General features: G+C 67.8%; 13 protein-coding genes. 9 read left to right on the forward strand and 4 right to left on the reverse strand.

Annotated features, from left to right (window positions below; all coding sequences use genetic code 11):
• Positions 1–13 precede the first annotated feature (13 nt).
• Together ACIA12_RS37935 and ACIA12_RS37940 are read right to left on the reverse strand one after the other, a co-directional pair.
• Positions 14–1,201, reverse strand: a complete 1,188-nt coding sequence (locus ACIA12_RS37935) for an amidohydrolase (RefSeq protein ID WP_396372291.1) — start codon at positions 1,199–1,201, stop codon at positions 14–16.
• A gap of 15 nt (positions 1,202–1,216) precedes the next feature.
• Positions 1,217–1,867, reverse strand: coding sequence for a ThuA domain-containing protein (locus tag ACIA12_RS37940; protein ID WP_396372292.1), 651 nt, complete (start codon positions 1,865–1,867; stop codon positions 1,217–1,219).
• 207 nt (positions 1,868–2,074) lie between these two features.
• On the opposite strand from ACIA12_RS37940, the gene ACIA12_RS37945 reads away from it, so the two are divergent.
• The 7 genes from ACIA12_RS37945 to ACIA12_RS37975 all read left to right on the forward strand — a co-directional run bounded on the left by ACIA12_RS37945 (position 2,075) and on the right by ACIA12_RS37975 (position 10,097).
• Positions 2,075–3,151, forward strand: coding sequence for a BMP family protein (locus tag ACIA12_RS37945; protein ID WP_396372293.1), 1,077 nt, complete (start codon positions 2,075–2,077; stop codon positions 3,149–3,151).
• Between the two features lie 114 nt (positions 3,152–3,265).
• The gene (locus ACIA12_RS37950; RefSeq protein WP_396372294.1) at positions 3,266–4,816 is read left to right on the forward strand and encodes an ABC transporter ATP-binding protein; all 1,551 of its coding nucleotides are present in this window, start codon (positions 3,266–3,268) and stop codon (positions 4,814–4,816) included.
• Positions 4,817–6,019, forward strand: coding sequence for an ABC transporter permease (locus ACIA12_RS37955; protein WP_396372295.1), 1,203 nt, complete (start codon positions 4,817–4,819; stop codon positions 6,017–6,019). It begins immediately after the preceding gene.
• Positions 6,016–7,305 carry an ABC transporter permease gene (locus ACIA12_RS37960; RefSeq protein ID WP_396372296.1) on the forward strand — a complete coding sequence of 430 codons (1,290 nt, stop codon included), beginning with the start codon at positions 6,016–6,018 and terminating at the stop codon, positions 7,303–7,305. The genes ACIA12_RS37955 and ACIA12_RS37960 overlap by 4 nt, the downstream gene beginning before the upstream one ends.
• 46 nt (positions 7,306–7,351) lie before the next feature.
• Positions 7,352–7,735, forward strand: a complete 384-nt coding sequence (locus ACIA12_RS37965; protein WP_396372297.1) for a cytidine deaminase — start codon at positions 7,352–7,354, stop codon at positions 7,733–7,735.
• On the forward strand, positions 7,732–9,012 hold the full coding sequence (locus ACIA12_RS37970) for a thymidine phosphorylase (protein ID WP_396372306.1): 1,281 nt from the start codon (positions 7,732–7,734) through the stop codon (positions 9,010–9,012). The genes ACIA12_RS37965 and ACIA12_RS37970 overlap by 4 nt, the downstream gene beginning before the upstream one ends.
• 98 nt (positions 9,013–9,110) lie before the next feature.
• Positions 9,111–10,097 (forward strand): hypothetical protein, encoded by a 987-nt coding sequence (locus ACIA12_RS37975; protein WP_396372298.1) that lies wholly within the window; start codon positions 9,111–9,113, stop codon positions 10,095–10,097.
• Positions 10,098–10,114: 17 nt separating this feature from the next.
• On the opposite strand, the gene ACIA12_RS37980 is transcribed toward ACIA12_RS37975, so the two are convergent.
• Positions 10,115–10,792 carry a hypothetical protein gene (locus ACIA12_RS37980; RefSeq protein WP_396372299.1) on the reverse strand — a complete coding sequence of 226 codons (678 nt, stop codon included), beginning with the start codon at positions 10,790–10,792 and terminating at the stop codon, positions 10,115–10,117.
• A gap of 127 nt (positions 10,793–10,919) precedes the next feature.
• The gene (locus tag ACIA12_RS37985) at positions 10,920–13,226 is read right to left on the reverse strand and encodes a M9 family metallopeptidase (protein WP_396372300.1); all 2,307 of its coding nucleotides are present in this window, start codon (positions 13,224–13,226) and stop codon (positions 10,920–10,922) included.
• Positions 13,227–13,347: 121 nt separating this feature from the next.
• Between ACIA12_RS37985 and ACIA12_RS37990 the strand changes: the two genes are divergently transcribed.
• On the forward strand, positions 13,348–14,310 hold the full coding sequence (locus ACIA12_RS37990; RefSeq protein ID WP_396372301.1) for a LysR family transcriptional regulator: 963 nt from the start codon (positions 13,348–13,350) through the stop codon (positions 14,308–14,310).
• 336 nt (positions 14,311–14,646) lie between these two features.
• Positions 14,647–15,246, forward strand: a complete 600-nt coding sequence (locus tag ACIA12_RS37995; RefSeq protein WP_396372302.1) for a uridine kinase — start codon at positions 14,647–14,649, stop codon at positions 15,244–15,246.
• Positions 15,247–15,431: the final 185 nt, after the last annotated feature.

The raw sequence follows: 15,431 nt of genomic DNA on the forward strand, positions 1-15,431 counted from the left end.
GCCCAGCAGAGGGCTAGTCCAGCAGGGCGGCAGCGGTCAGTATGCCGGTGCCGAGGGCGATGGCTTCCTCCGACGGGTTGAAGCCCGGTGTGTGCAGGTCGGCGGCCGTCTCGACGCCGACCGGCCGGACGCCGAGGCGGGCCATCGCGCCGGGCACGTGTTCGAGGTACCAGGCGAAGTCCTCGCCACCCAGGCTCTGATCCGTCGGCGCGATCGCCCCGGAACCCATCGTCTGCTCGACGGCCGTACGGAACACGTCGATCGCGGCGGCGTCGTTCATCACCGGCGGCACGCCATGCGTCACCTCGGTGTCCACCTCCACCCCGAACGGCGCGACCAGCTGCTCCGCGAGCGTCGGAACCAACTCGGCCGCGAGCCGCCAGGCACTGACGTCCAGGCACCGCAGCGTGCCTTCCACCTCACCGCGGGACGGGATCGCGTTGGCTGCCGATCCCGCGGTGATCCGCCCCCACACGAGCGACATGCCGGCCCGGGGATCGACCCGCCGGGAGAGCGCAGCCGGCAGCTCGGTGACGAGCGTGGACAACGCGTACACGAGATCTGCGGTCAGATGCGGCCTGGAGGTGTGCCCGCCCGGACCGGTGAGCCGGACGAGGATCCGGTCGGCAGCGGCGGTCAGTGCGCCTGTACGCAGGCCGACCTGCCCGACGTCGAGCCGGGGATCGCAGTGCAGGCCGTAGATCCGCCGTACGCCGTCCAGCCCGCCCGCCGCGATCACCCCCAGCGCACCACCCGGCATGACCTCCTCAGCGGGCTGGAAGATCAGGCGGACCCGCCGGTCGAGTACTCCATCGCGGGCCATCCCGGCGAGCACCAGGGCAGCCCCGAGCAGAGCAGCCGTGTGGACGTCGTGCCCGCACGCGTGCGCCGCTCCGTCGATCGTGGACCGCCACGGAGCGTCGACCGCATCCGGCACCGGCAACGCGTCGATGTCGGCCCGCAGCGCGGTACAGCTGTCGCCGGAGCCGATGTCGCAGATCAGTCCGGTGCCGGTCGGCAGCACGCGTGGCGAGAGCCCGGCCTCGGTGAGTCGCCGCGTGAGCAGCTCCGTCGTACGGACTTCGTGCCAGCCGAGCTCGGGGTGGGCGTGCAGGTCACGGCGTACCGCGACTGCCTCTTTCCGCACCTCGTCGACGCGTGCCTTCAGGTCGGCGAGCCGCAGGCTGTGCGAAGTCGTCATCCCACAATCCTTGCATCATCCCCGCAACCATCCGGCACTGCGTCGCAGCAACTCGACCCGTTCCGGGGCGTCGTACGAGCGCTCGTCGTGACCCAGCGCGTCGTACACGACCCGCCCTCCGCCGACCTCCCGCGCCCACAGCAACGGGTGCGTCACGCCGTCATGGGTGTGCTCGTAGAGCGCCTCGATCCCATCCACGAGCAGGAGATCCGTGTACCGCTCGTCCTCGACCCAGAAGTCGCCCATCCCGTCGGCGATCGGGTGCTTGACTTCGGTACGCCGTACCAGCGTGCGCTCGAGTGGCGGATGGAACGTCCTGCCCTGTTCCCAGCTCGCCCCGACCGTCTGATGCCAGCTCTGCAGCCCCGGAAACGCGATCGTCGAACTGTGCACCGCAAGCAACCCGCCACCACCGGCCAGGAACCGCTCCACCAGCCGCCCGAACTGCTGATCGGCAGGCGTCGGCCCACCTCGATTCGCGCTGGCATTGACGACCAGCACCCCCACCTGGTCGAGCAGCGCAGCCAACGCATCCGCGCTGCTCACGATCTGTAAGGCCCCGGCGTCACCGAGCACGTCCGCCAGCCGCGCGCTGGTCCGCGGCAAGTCATGCCACGGATCGGCATCCGCGCCGACGCCGCTGTAGATCACCGTCTCGCTACCCATGGCTCACCCCTCAGGTTTGATCACTCTGCGTGACGAAGCCGAGGCGGTCAGCAGAAGTTTCGTTGCAATGCCCATCGCGCCGGTCACTTTCCGGTATCGAGGCCCTTTTGCCGTTCTAAGAAAGGCGGGCTCGCACCTATAGTCTGCGGATGCGGCACCTGGGAAGGCGTGCCGGTGACAGATCTTGGTCGACAAAGGAGACATCCGGTGAAGAAGTACGTGCGGGGACTGGCGATCGTGGGCGTGCTGACGCTCGCCGTCGCCGCTTGTGGCAGCAAGCCGGCTGAGAACACGGCTGGCGGCGACGCCAACAAGGACTTCAAGGCCTGCATGGTCTCCGACTCGGGTGGGTTCGACGACAAGTCGTTCAACCAGACGTCGTACGAAGGTTTCCAGGCCGCCGTCAAGGCGAAGGGGCTGACCCCGGTCAAGGCCGAGTCGAAGTCGGACAACGACTACCCGACCAACATGACCGCGATGGTCGCCGCCAAGTGCAACGTGATCGTCGCCGTCGGCTTCAAGCTGGAGGACGCCACCGACAAGGCGGCCACCGCGAACCCGAGCATCAAGTTCGCGATCGTCGACTCGGCCCCGGCCAAGCCGATCGAGAACGTCAAGCCGCTGGGCTTCAACACCGCCCAGTCCAGCTTCCAGGCCGGTTACCTGGCCGCCGGGATGTCCAAGAGCGGCAAGGTCGGCACCTTCGGTGGCGTCAAGATCCCGCCGGTGACCATCTTCATGGACGGTTTCGCCGAGGGCGTGCGCTACTACAACAAGCAGAAGTCGAAGAACGTCCAGGTGCTCGGCTGGGACGACGCCAAGCAGGCCGGTCTGTTCACCGGTGACTTCGAGGACAAGGCCAAGGGCAAGAACACCGGCCAGAACCTGATCACCCAGGGCGCCGACATCATCTTCCCGGTGGCCGGCCCGTCCGGTCTGGGCGGACTGCAGGCGGCCCAGGCGACCAACGGCAAGGTGAACGCGATCTGGGTCGACACCGACGGCTGCGTCAGCGCCGCGGAGTACTGCTCGGTGCTGATCTCCAGCGTCAAGAAGGGCATGGACGTCGCCGTCCAGGACGCGATCACCTCAGTGGTCGACAACAAGTTCGACAACAAGCAGTTCATCGGCACGCTGGAGAACGGCGGCACCGCGCTGGCGCCGTTCCACGACTTCGACAGCAAGGTCCCGGCCGAGCTGAAGACCGAGCTGGACCAGATCAAGGCCGACATCATCAGCGGCAAGATCACCCTCGAGTCCAAGGCGCAGCCGAAGGCCTCCTGAGCCCCGGCGACAACGCGTAGTACGGTGCGAGCCAGGAAGACGGCCCCGAACGGGGCCGCCCTTCCTGGCTCGCCGTCTGAATGCTGAAAGTCATTTCGAAGGGGGCATGCCCGCATGCATCTAGAGCTCTCAGGTCTGACCAAGAGTTTCGGTTCCCTGGTCGCCAACGACCACATCGACCTGGTGATCGAGCCGGGTGAGATCCACTGCCTGCTCGGCGAGAACGGCGCGGGCAAGTCCACCCTGATGAACATGCTGTACGGCCTGCTCCAGCCCGACTCCGGCGAGATCCTGATCGACGGCGAGAAGGTCAGGATCACCTCGCCGAGCGACGCGATCCAGCACGGCATCGGGATGGTCCACCAGCACTTCATGCTGATCCCGGTCTTCACCGTCGCGGAGAACATCATGCTCGGCCGGGAGAACACCCACCCCGGCGGCATCCTGGACCGCAAGAAGGCCGACGCCCTGGTCACCGAGCTGTCCGAGCGGTACGGCTTCGAGGTCGACCCCGAGGCGCTGGTCGAGGACATCCCGGTCGGCGTCCAGCAGCGGGTGGAGATCATCAAGGCGCTCACCAACGACGCCAAGGTGCTGATCCTGGACGAGCCGACCGCGGTGCTCACCCCGGCCGAGATCGACGAGCTGATCACGGTGATGCGCCAGCTCAAGGACAACGGCACCTCGATCGTCTTCATCACCCACAAGCTCAAGGAGGTCAAGGCGATCGCGGACAAGATCACCGTGATCCGCCGCGGCAAGGTGGTCGGCCAGGCCGATCCGGCCGAGTCCGAGGAAGGCCTGGCCGAGATGATGGTCGGCCGCGCGGTCGACCTCGTGGTCGACAAGGAACCGGCCCAGCCGGGCGACACGGTCCTGCAGATCAAGGGCCTGACGGTGATCGACGAGCGTGGCTTCACCGCTGTCGACAACGTCGACCTCGAGGTCCGCAGCGGCGAGATCCTCGCGGTGGCAGGGGTCCAGGGCAACGGCCAGACCGAGCTCGCCGAGGCGCTGCTCGGGCTGATCCCGATCGCCGCCGGCACCATCTCGCTGGACGGCAAGAACCTCACCGGGGTCTCCACCCGCGAACGCCTCGACGCCGGCATCGGGTACGTCCCCGAGGACCGCGGCCACGACGGTTTCGTCGGCCCGTTCAGCGTCGCCGAGAACCTGGTCCTCGACCTGTTCCGGTCCGCGCCGTTCGGCAAGGGCCTGATGCTGCGCACCGACGAGATCGAGAGGAACGCGACCGCGCGGATCGAGGAGTTCGACATCCGCACCCAGAGCGCCGACCAGCCCGTCTCGTCGCTGTCCGGCGGCAACCAGCAGAAGGTGGTACTGGCGCGCGAGCTGTCCAGGCCGCTGAAGCTGCTGGTCGCCTCGCAGCCCACCCGCGGTGTGGACGTCGGCTCGATCGAGTTCCTGCACACCCGGATCGTCGAGGAGCGCGATCACGGCACCGCCGTACTGATCGTCTCCACCGAACTCGACGAGATCGCCGCGCTGTCCGACCGGGTCGCGGTGATGTACCGCGGCAAGGTGGTCGGCGTGGTCCCGTCCGACACGCCTCGCGACGAGCTCGGCCTGATGATGGCCGGCGCCTCCAGGACCGAAGCGCATGAAGTCGCGATCGAGAACCCCACCACGTTGGGAACAATCTAGATGAGCAACGAAACAACGACCGAGGTGCCGGAAACCGCACCCAAGCCGGTGCCTTCGCAGCGCCGGCCGCTGCCGGGCTGGGCGGTCCAGGGCCTGGTCTCGCTGAGCGCGATCGTGCTGGCGCTGCTGGTCGGCGCCATCTTGATCATCATCGGCGACGACGGGGTGAAGACGGCGGTCTCGTACTTCGGGGCTGCGCCCGGCGACACCTTCTCGGCGGCGTTCAGCGCCGTCGGAGACTCCTACCGGGCGCTGGCCACCGGCGCGCTGGGTGGCATCGACCCGATCAGCGAATCGTTGACCCAGGCAACCCCGCTCATCTGCGGCGGCCTGGCGGTCTCGCTGGCCTTCCGGACCGGACTTTTCAACATCGGCGCCCAAGGGCAGCTGATCATCGGCGCGATCCTGGCCGGCTGGGTCGGCTTCGCCTGGCACCTGCCGCCGGGGATCCACCTGATCGTGGCGATCCTGGCCGGCCTGCTCGGTGGCGCGCTGTGGGGTGGCGTGGTCGGGTTGCTCAAGGCCCGGACCGGCGCGCACGAGGTGATCGTCACGATCATGCTCAACTACGTCGCCATCTACCTGCTCCAGTGGCTGCTGACCACGACGACCTTCAAGCGGCCCGGCCGCGAGGACCCGATCAGCCCGGTCGTGGACGCGAACGCGCAGTACCCGCAGTTCGGTGACACCCGTCTGCACGTCGGCTTCTTCCTCGCTCTCGCCGCGGCGGCCTTCGTCTGGTGGCTGCTGAACCGCTCGACGGTCGGCTTCGAGCTGCGTGCCGTGGGTGCCAACGCCGACGCGTCCCGGACCGCGGGAATGTCGGTCGGCCGGGCGTACGTCATCGCGATGGTGGTGGCCGGAGCACTGGCCGGACTCGCGGGGACCCAGCAGGTGCTCGGCACGGATCTGCCGCTCACCGACGGTGTTGCCGCATCGGTCGGCTTCGACGCGATCACCGTCGCCCTGCTCGGCCGCGGTACGCCGCTCGGTACCGTGCTGGCCGGTCTGCTCTTCGGCGCCCTCAACGCGGGTGGCCTGCAGATGCAGTTGCAGACCCAGACACCGCTGACCCTGACCACCGTGCTGCAGGCCGTGATCGTGCTCTTCGTCGCCGCCCCGGCGCTGGTGCGCTCGATCTTCCGGTTCCTGCCGAAGGAACGTGGCACCGGAACCGTCCTCGCGAAAGGCTGGAACGGATGAGCGCGACGGAGATCGACGACAAGCCGCGGGACGCGACCACCCCGGTGGCGATCGAGGCGCCGGCCGAGCGGACCCGCCGGTTGCGCGTCGGCGGCCTGATGGTCGTCTTCGCCCTGATCGGGCTGGGGCTGGCGATCGCCACCAAGGGCGGCAAGGCCACCTTCCAGTTGGTGTCCGGCGACCTGGATCACAACCTGGTCGGCGTACCGGCTCAACCGGTCGCCATCCTGCTCGGCGCGCTGGGCCTGGTGGCAGCCGTGGCGTACGTGATGCGCCGGGTGCCGACGAAGTACGCGGCGTGGCTGGCCGCGGTACTGGGGATCTGTTTCATCGGGGCGTTCCTGTGCTGGGCCGCGGCGGGCAAGACCTTCCCGCTGGCCAACCAGTTCCAGGGCACGCTGAACTTCGCCACTCCGCTGATCCTCGGCGCGCTGGCCGGGGTGCTGTGTGAGCGCGCGGGCGTCATCAACATCGCGATCGAGGGCCAGTTCCTGGTCGGCGCCTTCACGGCGGCGGTCGTCTCCAGTACGACGGGAAGCTCGGCGGCGGCGCTGATCGCCGCGGCCGTGACCGGTGTGCTGATGGCGTCGCTGCTGGCCGTGTTCTCGATCAAGTACCTGGTGAACCAGGTGGTGCTCGGTGTCGTCCTGGTGGTCTTCGCCTCCGGCCTCACCGGCTACTTGTACGACCAGTTCCTGCAGGAGGACGCCGCCAAGCTGAACACGCCGCACGTGCTGTCCGCGGTGAAGATCCCGGTTCTCGGCGACATCCCGTTCTTCGGGCCCATCCTGTTCCACCAGACCGTGCTCGTGTACCTGACCTACATCGCGGTCGCCGTGGTCACCTTCGTGCTGTTCCAGACCCGCTGGGGCCTGCGGGTCCGCGCGGTCGGCGAGCACCCGAAGGCGGCCGACACGGTCGGCATCAAGGTCAAGCGCGTCCGGTACTCCGCGGTGCTCTCGGCCGGCATCCTGGCCGGGCTCGGCGGCGCGTTCTTCACCGTCGGGTACGCGGGATCCTTCAACAAGGACATGACCGCGGGCAACGGGTTCATCGCGCTGGCCGCCCTCATCATGGGCCGCTGGCATCCGATCGGCGCGATGGTCGCGGCGCTGTTCTTCGGCTTCGCCACCCAGCTCCAGTCCCAGCTGCAGATCATCCAGACCCCGATCCCCGGCGAACTGTTGCTGATGGCCCCGTACCTGGCCACGGTGATCGCCGTCGCGGGCCTGGTCGGCCGAGTGAGAGCTCCTAAGGCGGACGGTGAGCCCTACGTCACCGAATGAGGCATCCCCTCCCGACCCAGCTTCCTCGCCCGCAGGGCGGGGGAGCGTGGACTGGCGGGCGCTCCGCGTCGCTGCCGTCCAGGCGATGCAGCGGGCGTACGCGCCCTACAGCGGTTTTCCCGTCGGCGCCGCCGCCTTGGTCGACGATGGCCGGATCATTGCCGGATGCAACGTCGAGAACGCCTCGTACGGGCTGACCCTGTGCGCCGAATGCGGCCTCGTCTCCGAGCTGCACCGCACCGGCGGCGGCCGGCTGATCGCCTTCACCTGCGTGGACCACAACGAGGAACTGCTCACGCCGTGCGGCCGCTGCCGCCAGCTGCTGCACGAGCACGGCGGACCGACTCTCCTGGTCGAGTCCGCCACCGGTAGCCGCCCCCTGCGCGAGCTACTGCCCGACGCGTTCGGGCCTGAACGACTGGAGGAATAGTGTCTTTCGACGCGGTAGACGTCATCCGCACCAAGCGGGACAAGGGCGAGCTGAGCGACGGCCAGATCGACTGGGTGATCGACGCCTACACCCGCGGTACGGTCGCGGACGAGCAGATGTCGTCGCTGGCGATGGCCATTCTCCTGAACGGGATGAACCGGCGCGAGATCGCCCGCTGGACCGCCGCGATGATCGCCTCCGGTGAGCGGATGGACTTCGCCAAACTGTCCCGGCCGACCGCGGACAAGCACTCCACCGGCGGCGTCGGCGACAAGATCACGTTGCCCTTGGCCCCTTTGGTGGCGGCGTGCGGAGTCGCCGTACCGCAACTGTCCGGCCGCGGCCTCGGCCACACCGGCGGTACCTTGGACAAGCTCGAGTCGATCCCCGGCTGGCGGGCGGCGCTGTCCAACGACGAGATGATGCGCCAGCTCGAAGACGTCGGCGCCGTCATCTGCGCGGCCGGCGACGGCCTGGCTCCGGCGGACAAGAAGCTCTACGCCCTGCGCGACGTCACCGGCACGGTCGAGGCGATCCCGCTGATCGCCAGCTCGATCATGAGCAAGAAGATCGCCGAGGGCACCGGCGCGCTGGTCCTGGACGTGAAGGTCGGCACCGGCGCCTTCATGAAGGACCTCGCCGACGCCCGCGAACTCGCCTCCACCATGGTTGCCCTGGGCACCGACGCCGGCGTGAAGACCGTTGCCCTGCTCACCGACATGTCCACCCCCCTGGGCCTGACCGCCGGAAACGCCTTGGAGGTCAGGGAATCCGTCGAGGTTCTGGCGGGCGGCGGACCTGCCGACGTCATCGAACTGACTGTTGCCCTGGCAACTGAAATGCTCGCCGGCGCAGGCGTGACCGACATCGACCCCTCCGAAAAACTCCGCGACGGCACCGCCATGGACGTCTGGCGCCGAATGATCGCGGCCCAGGGCGGCGACCCCGATGCCGAGCTCCCCGTCGCCCCCGAACAACACGTCATCAAGGCGACAACCTCAGGCGTCCTCTCCCGGCTGGACGCCCTGGCAGTAGGCGTAGCAGCCTGGCGCCTCGGCGCCGGCCGCGCCCGCAAGGAGGACCCGGTCTCCCCGGTCGCCGGCGTCGAACTCCACGCCAAACCAGGCGACCAGGTCACCGAAGGCCAGCCCCTACTGACCTTGCATGCCGACGACGCGACCCGCTTCGACCGCGCCCTGGAGTCCCTCACGGACGCGCTCACGATCTCGGACTCCTACACACCAACGCCTTTGGTGATCGATCGCATCACTGCCTGATCCACTTGCAGGTACCTGCAGCGAATCGCTCTTCCAAGCTCGCATCGGTGACTCCTAGCCTGACGGGAGTCACTGAAAGTCACTCGGGAGGACGATCGATGCGACAGGGAAAGAAGAAGCTGGTCATGGCGGTGCTGACCGCCGCCGCGCTGCTGCTCGGCGCCGCCGGACCGGCGACGGCTGCCGGGGACCAGCCGGCCGCGACCAAGGCGGCCGTCACGGCGGCGGCCGACCCGGATGCGCCGACCGCGCTGGGCAAGAACCTGCAGTTCGGCGGCGGGTACACCGGCGTGACCTATGACGACCTGTGGGATGCCCACCTGCTCGCGAAGCTCTGGGTCGACACGACCAAGCCGGTGCACGTCACGGCGTACTTCGGGGCCGTACCGAAGTTCAACTCGCAGGGCCAGCCGTCGAGCAAGACCGCGACGCTGGTCTACACCTGGCAATGGCTCTGCGGCTCGGCCGCTCCGGTCAATCTGTCCAGCCAGCTCTCGACGACGCTGGCCCCGGCGCCCGGCACGACGATGTTCAACTACTGGATCCTGGACGCCCTCAAGGTCGAGGCGAACCTGGTGGCACCGGCCTGCTCGAGCGGCGGGCAGTTCGCGATCCGCTTCAACACCCTGCAGAGCACCGGCTCGCCCGGCGCGATGAACTCGCCCGTCGTCGGTTCGCTGCCGGCGCCGTTCGGTACGCCGGGCTCCGACATCCTCAACGGCACCAGTCCCACCATCACCCTGTACCAGATCGGCACCCCTTCGGAGGTCGCCGAGGTACGCCAGAGCGGCAAGCTGAAGGATGTTCCGTCCACCGGGCTGCGGTATTTCGTCTCCGACTGCAAGGCCGCACAGGACCTCGTCGGCTGGGCCGCATCCACGATGGATCCCTATAACTGGGGCGTTTTCAAGTACACGATCCCGCGCTCCGCGGTCGAGGCAGGAGCCGAGAAGATCAGCGGCGCCTGGGCCGACCAGCCGGGCCGCCCACGGATCAAGGCCTTCGCCGTCCGGAAGGGAGCACCGACCATCTTCAGCGATCCGTCCTCGTTCGTGGTGATCAAGGACGCGTTCACCTGCTTCTGATCGGGTCGGCGGGACCGTCAGCCCGACTTGGTGGTCAGGCGCTGGTACTGGAGTTTGAGCATCGTGGTGGCGAGCTTGATGTCCGGTACCGGCGTCTTTTCCAGCGTGCCTGTCTGGCTGACGGTGATCTCGGCGACCAGTGAGCCGACCGTGATGCTGGCCTCCGCGACCGCGTCGATCTGACCGGTCACGCCGACGACCCCGGTCTGCGCGTCGGTCAACGCGCCCTGCACGCCCGGTACTGCGAACGGCTTGGTGTGCTCGTCCTGCGCCCAGAACCCCTTCTGCAGGTCACGGGCCTTGGCCGCCGAAGCCGCCTTGAACAGCTGCACGGTCACCCGCTTGCGCCGGTCCGCGCTCAAGCGGAACATCTGGTAGCCCTCCTTGCACCCCGCGTTCAGCAACAACGCGAGATCCTCAGCAGGCGAAGCCGACAAGGTGTCCACGAAGCTCTGCCGCGTGAACGGCCCAGTCACCTGTGCAGGCTCTCCCGGAGCCCCGTTCAAGAACCCACCCGGTACGACGGCCAGCCCCGCCAACCCACTGACTGCGGCAGGCGCGGCAACATCAGCCGGCACGGACGGCGTACTCCCGCCAACCGGCGCGGTCGACGCCCCCGCGTCGTTCCCGCACCCGGTCAGTACCACCAGTCCAACGCACACCACAGCGGCAACGCCGGGCGCGACTCGCCTCACGATTCCTCCGCAGGGTCAGGGGATTACGTCGCGAGCCCACCAGATGAAGGTGAACGCCAGGCAAAGTACAGGTTCGTTCCCTCCGCATGGACGCGCGCTGTTGAGCCCACGCAGAGGGAACGAACGATCAGTAGCGGCTGCTGACAGTGACGCCGTTGCAGCCTGTTGCGCCGTAAAGGCTGACGTAGCTGTAGCCCACGGGCGGATTGGCGACAGTGATCGACTCGCTGTTGCCGGTGGCGGTCGACCGCTGGGTGTAGGCGGCGCTGGTCGCCCAGGTGGTCTTGTTGTAGTAGAGATCACAGTTGCCGGTACCACCGCTGGCGGTGATCTGTAGCTGGGCTGTGCCGGCCGGCAGGTTGATGTAGAGATAGTCGTAGTTGCCGGTCGTGGTGCCACGGTTGCTGCGTTGACAGTTCTTGCCCAGGGCACGGACATCGCCCGCAGCGCACTCTGGCAAGGTCGTACCACCCCCACCGCAGTTGCCTGCCCCGCAGGCGGACAGCCAACTGGACCAGTCGGCGTCGTACCGGCTGCCGATCGTGGTCCTCAGGTAGCTGGCCGCAGCGTTCCAGTTGCCCGACCGGTAGTAGTTGAGGACTGTGGTCACGTCGCTGCGGTGCGACTGCAGCATGTACCGCACCGCGAGGTAGCCCCACTGGTAGATCCGGGTGGTGTCGTTGCTGTACGTCGTACCGAACAGCGTGCTGAGCGCGTAAGTACGGCGGGACGCCTCGGTGATGGCCGCGGTGTAGGTCTCGTTGCGGTAGGAGTAGGACACGTACTCCGCGAACCCTTCGATCCACCAGATCGTCGGGGTGCTGACGCCCGCGTCGAAGTCGCCGGCCATGTCGAAGCGACCGTCGAGGTAGTGGGTGTACTCGTGGTTGAGGTTCCAGATCGCGAACGTCGGGCGCAGCCACTCGGCCTCGTAGGCGATGAACCGCGCCTGGTTGCCGACCGCGGCCGGGTCGCCCTCGAGGTACATCCCGCCGTTGTTCGTGTCGATGCCCCACATCGCCCCGGCGTAGGTCTGGTAGTCGGTACTGGAGTTGTAGACCACCACCTCCAGGCTGGTGTTGCGATCGTTGGCCACCGGGCCGGGGTCGGCGACAATGCCATGGAAGTAGGCGTCCTGACTCGCCAGGCTGCTGCAACTCGACGCGAGCTGGGCGGTGGTCATCTCCTGAGCACGGATGCGCAGGGTGGAACTGCAGGTGTGGTTGATCGGCAGCACGGCGGCGGCCAGCTTGGCCTGCAGGTTGCAGATGTCGTAGTACGCGCAGTTGGCCTTGTCGTAGGTGTCGGCCAACTCGGCGACGCCGACCCACAGCGGTGCCGTCGGGCCCTGCAACGAGGTCTGCCCGAGTAGGGCCTTCGCGAGCGGACGGACTTTGGCGAGCAGGGCGGAGTACTGGAGGAACCGGGTGAGTTCACGGCCGGCGTTGGAGGTCAGGTAGCTCTGGTCGCCGGACAGCAGGTCCTTGTGGTCGGCCGCGAAGCCGTACAGGGTGTCGATCACGCTCGGATCGGTCTGTACCGCCGACACGAACTCCGGCACCTGATGCCCGCGGAACAACACGGTGTAGACGTTGTTGACCGCGTTCAGCATCCACCACGACGTGTTGTACGAGTTGTTGTAGCCGGTCAGCATGCGCTTGACGATCGACAGGTAGCGGGCGTTCTGCGCGGAGCTGTCGATCAGGGTGATCGCCTCGGCGAGGGTCTCTCCGTTGGCGTCGCTGACGTCGAAGGCGTGGGAGTTGGCGAAGAAGGTGTCCAGGCCTGATTGGATCGCGGTACGCAGCGTCGGGCCGTAGGTGCCGACCGTCGACGGGTTGTACCACTGCACGTAGTAGCCCGCCCGGAGGTACAGGGTCAGTTGGGCGGTACCGGTCGAGTTGTTGCCGGGGTAGGCGGAGCCGTTGTCGCGCAGGGCATACGCGACGGTGGTCATCTGGGTCTCGCGGAATGCGGCGTACGCGTCCGTGCCGGTGAGGTTGAAGAGTGTGTTGACGCAGTCCGTCGTCGATGCCTTGATCTGGTTCACGAGCGCTTGGCCGGTGCGGCTCGTGAAGTCTGCGGGGTTGCAGGCCGCCGTGGCTTTGAGGTCTTGCATGGACGGGCGTGGCTTGAGGGCTACCTTGCCGGGGCCGTCGTAGTCGCGGCGCAGTTCGTGTTTCGATGCAGGGAGGGGCGGACGGTGGTCGACCGGGGTCCTGGCATCGGTCACGTGGGCGGGTTCGTCGGCCGGCCCGCTGGGACCTGAGCCGACGGTTGGTGGACTTGCGACCGTTGGCGGATTTGCGACGGTGGCCGCTTGTCCTGGACCGGCGCTGAGGCCGAGCCAGGTCAGGGCGATGACGGAGGCCAGGGAAAGTACCGGGGCCTGTCGCCGGAACAGCCGTAATCGTTGGAGTCGTGGGGTTGTCATCAGTCTGTCCTCCGGGGCGGAACACGCGAACCCGCGTGACTGCGGTGGGGGATCCGCAGTGTTTCGGAGCGTGCCACGCCGAGCCGTTCCGCGGTCATCCCAACGGCGATAGCCTCACGTTATGGATCCCGAGATCCGCCACCTGCGGGCGATCTGCGCGATCGCCGACGCGGGCAGCGTGACCAGGGCCGCCGCCCGCCTCGGGGTCTCGCAACCAGCGTTGACCGGTCTCCTGCAACGCTTCGAACGCTCGCTCGGCGGCCAGCTGTTCGAACGAGCCCGTACCGGCGTACGGCCCACCCCGCTGGGCGAACGCGCCTTGCAACGCGCCCGGCTGGTACTGGCCGACATCGACTCCTTCGCCGGCGACCTGACCCTGGCCGCCGGCGCGGGCCCGGCCGAACTGCACATGGGAACGGCCCACATGGAATGCGTCGGCACCATCGTCGAGCGCGTCCAAGCAGCCCTGTCGCCGGTGGAGCTCACCGTCCAGGTCGACCCGTCCGCCATCAGCCTCGCCCAGTCACTGGCCCACCACCGCTCCGACTTCGCGGTGATCGGCATGAGCGACGACAACGAGGTACCCCTGTCACCCGACCTGGCTCAGCGCACCATCCTCCCCAGGCTGCCGTTCTTCATCGCCCTGACCTCCAGCCACCCCCTGGCAGCCCGCTCGGAGATCGACCTCGCCGACCTGGCCGACGAAGCCTGGATCAGCCCACCCGGCGCCGACGACGGCTCCCTAGCCTCCCTCCGAGCCGCCTGCCGCCGAGCCGGCTTCACCCCCAAAATCCGCTACGAGGCCCCCAGCGGCGGCGGCCGCCAACTGATCCAATCCGGCCGAGCAGTCCAACTAGTAAAACCCACCTCAGCCGGCGCCGAAGGCATGACCATCCGCCGCCTAACCAGCGACCCCCTCCGCGGCCGCCTGATCCTGGCTTGGCGCCGCAGCCGCCTAACCGAAGACCAAACAGAAGCCATCTACCTGGCCGTAGCCACCTCCTACACCGCCCACGCCCTCCGCAGCCCCGCCTACGCCCCCTGGTGGCAAGCCCACCCCGAAGTCCACCCCCGAACCAGTTAATCCCCACGCGCCCGCCGCCGCACGCTCCTACGTCGCGCGCCGCTCTGGTCGCTCCCGCCCACCCTTATTTGCCGCTCCTACGTCGCGGTGACCTCTCGGACTCGGCCCTTGCCGGGAAGTGCCACGAGCCGCGGCTGCGTGCCGTCCTGCGGCGAAAGCACTTCCGCGTCGATCGACGGGACGCGTGGTGTTCGGCGGAGGTGGAGCCGACGGGTCGGTCAGCGCCCGGCTGCGCGGAAACTTTTCGTCGCTCCGTGCAAGTTTGTTACCGCGCAGATGGGGCTGTCGGCGACCTGGGGTGGGCTGCGGCTGGTGGAGCGATGGGAGAATCCTCGAGTGAGTGCTCGAGTGGTGTTGCTGGCGGGGCCTTCGGGGGCTGGGAAATCGCGGCTTGCAGAGAACGTCGGTCTGCCGGTGGTGCGGCTCGACGACTTCTACCGGGACGGGGATGATGCGGCGATGCCGCGGTCGCCATTGGGGATCGTGGATTGGGACGATCCGGGGTCCTGGGACGGGAAGCGGGCCGTCGCGGCGCTGGAGTTGCTGTGCGCAACCGGCGCATCGGATATGCCGATCTATGACATCGCTGCGGATGGAACCGTCGGGCATCGACCTGTGGAGACAGACGGTTCGCCGCTGGTGGTTGCTGAGGGCATCTTTGCTGATCAGATCGTCGGGGCGTTGCGGGAGCGTGGGCTGCTTGCGGTGGCGATCTGCGTACGGCATCACCGGATCATCACCTTCGTACGCCGGTTTCAGCGCGATCTGCGGGAGCATCGCAAGCCACCGTTCACCCTGCTCCGGCGCGGACTGCTGTTGCTGAAGGACGACCCCCGAGTGGTCAAGCGCTGCGTCGACGCCGGCTGCGAACCGTTGCACCCCAAGGCGGCCCGTCGTCGGATCACCGAGTTGATCGCCGCCACTACGACGGGTTAACGCAGTCGAAGGCTCGCCGTACTGGTCATCCACCGCCTCCGGCAAGGGGTGAGTCCGAGAACTCACCGCGACGCAGGAGCGGCAAATAGGGTTGGGCTTGCCCCCGATAGGTGGACATCTTCGCTGGCGAGATCGTTGGTCTCGTGGGAAGGATGTTGTTATGGGAAAGCACAGGACGTTCACGC

The sequence above is a fragment of the Kribbella sp. NPDC051620 genome, from assembly GCF_044453825.1.
Taxonomy (GTDB): domain Bacteria; phylum Actinomycetota; class Actinomycetes; order Propionibacteriales; family Kribbellaceae; genus Kribbella.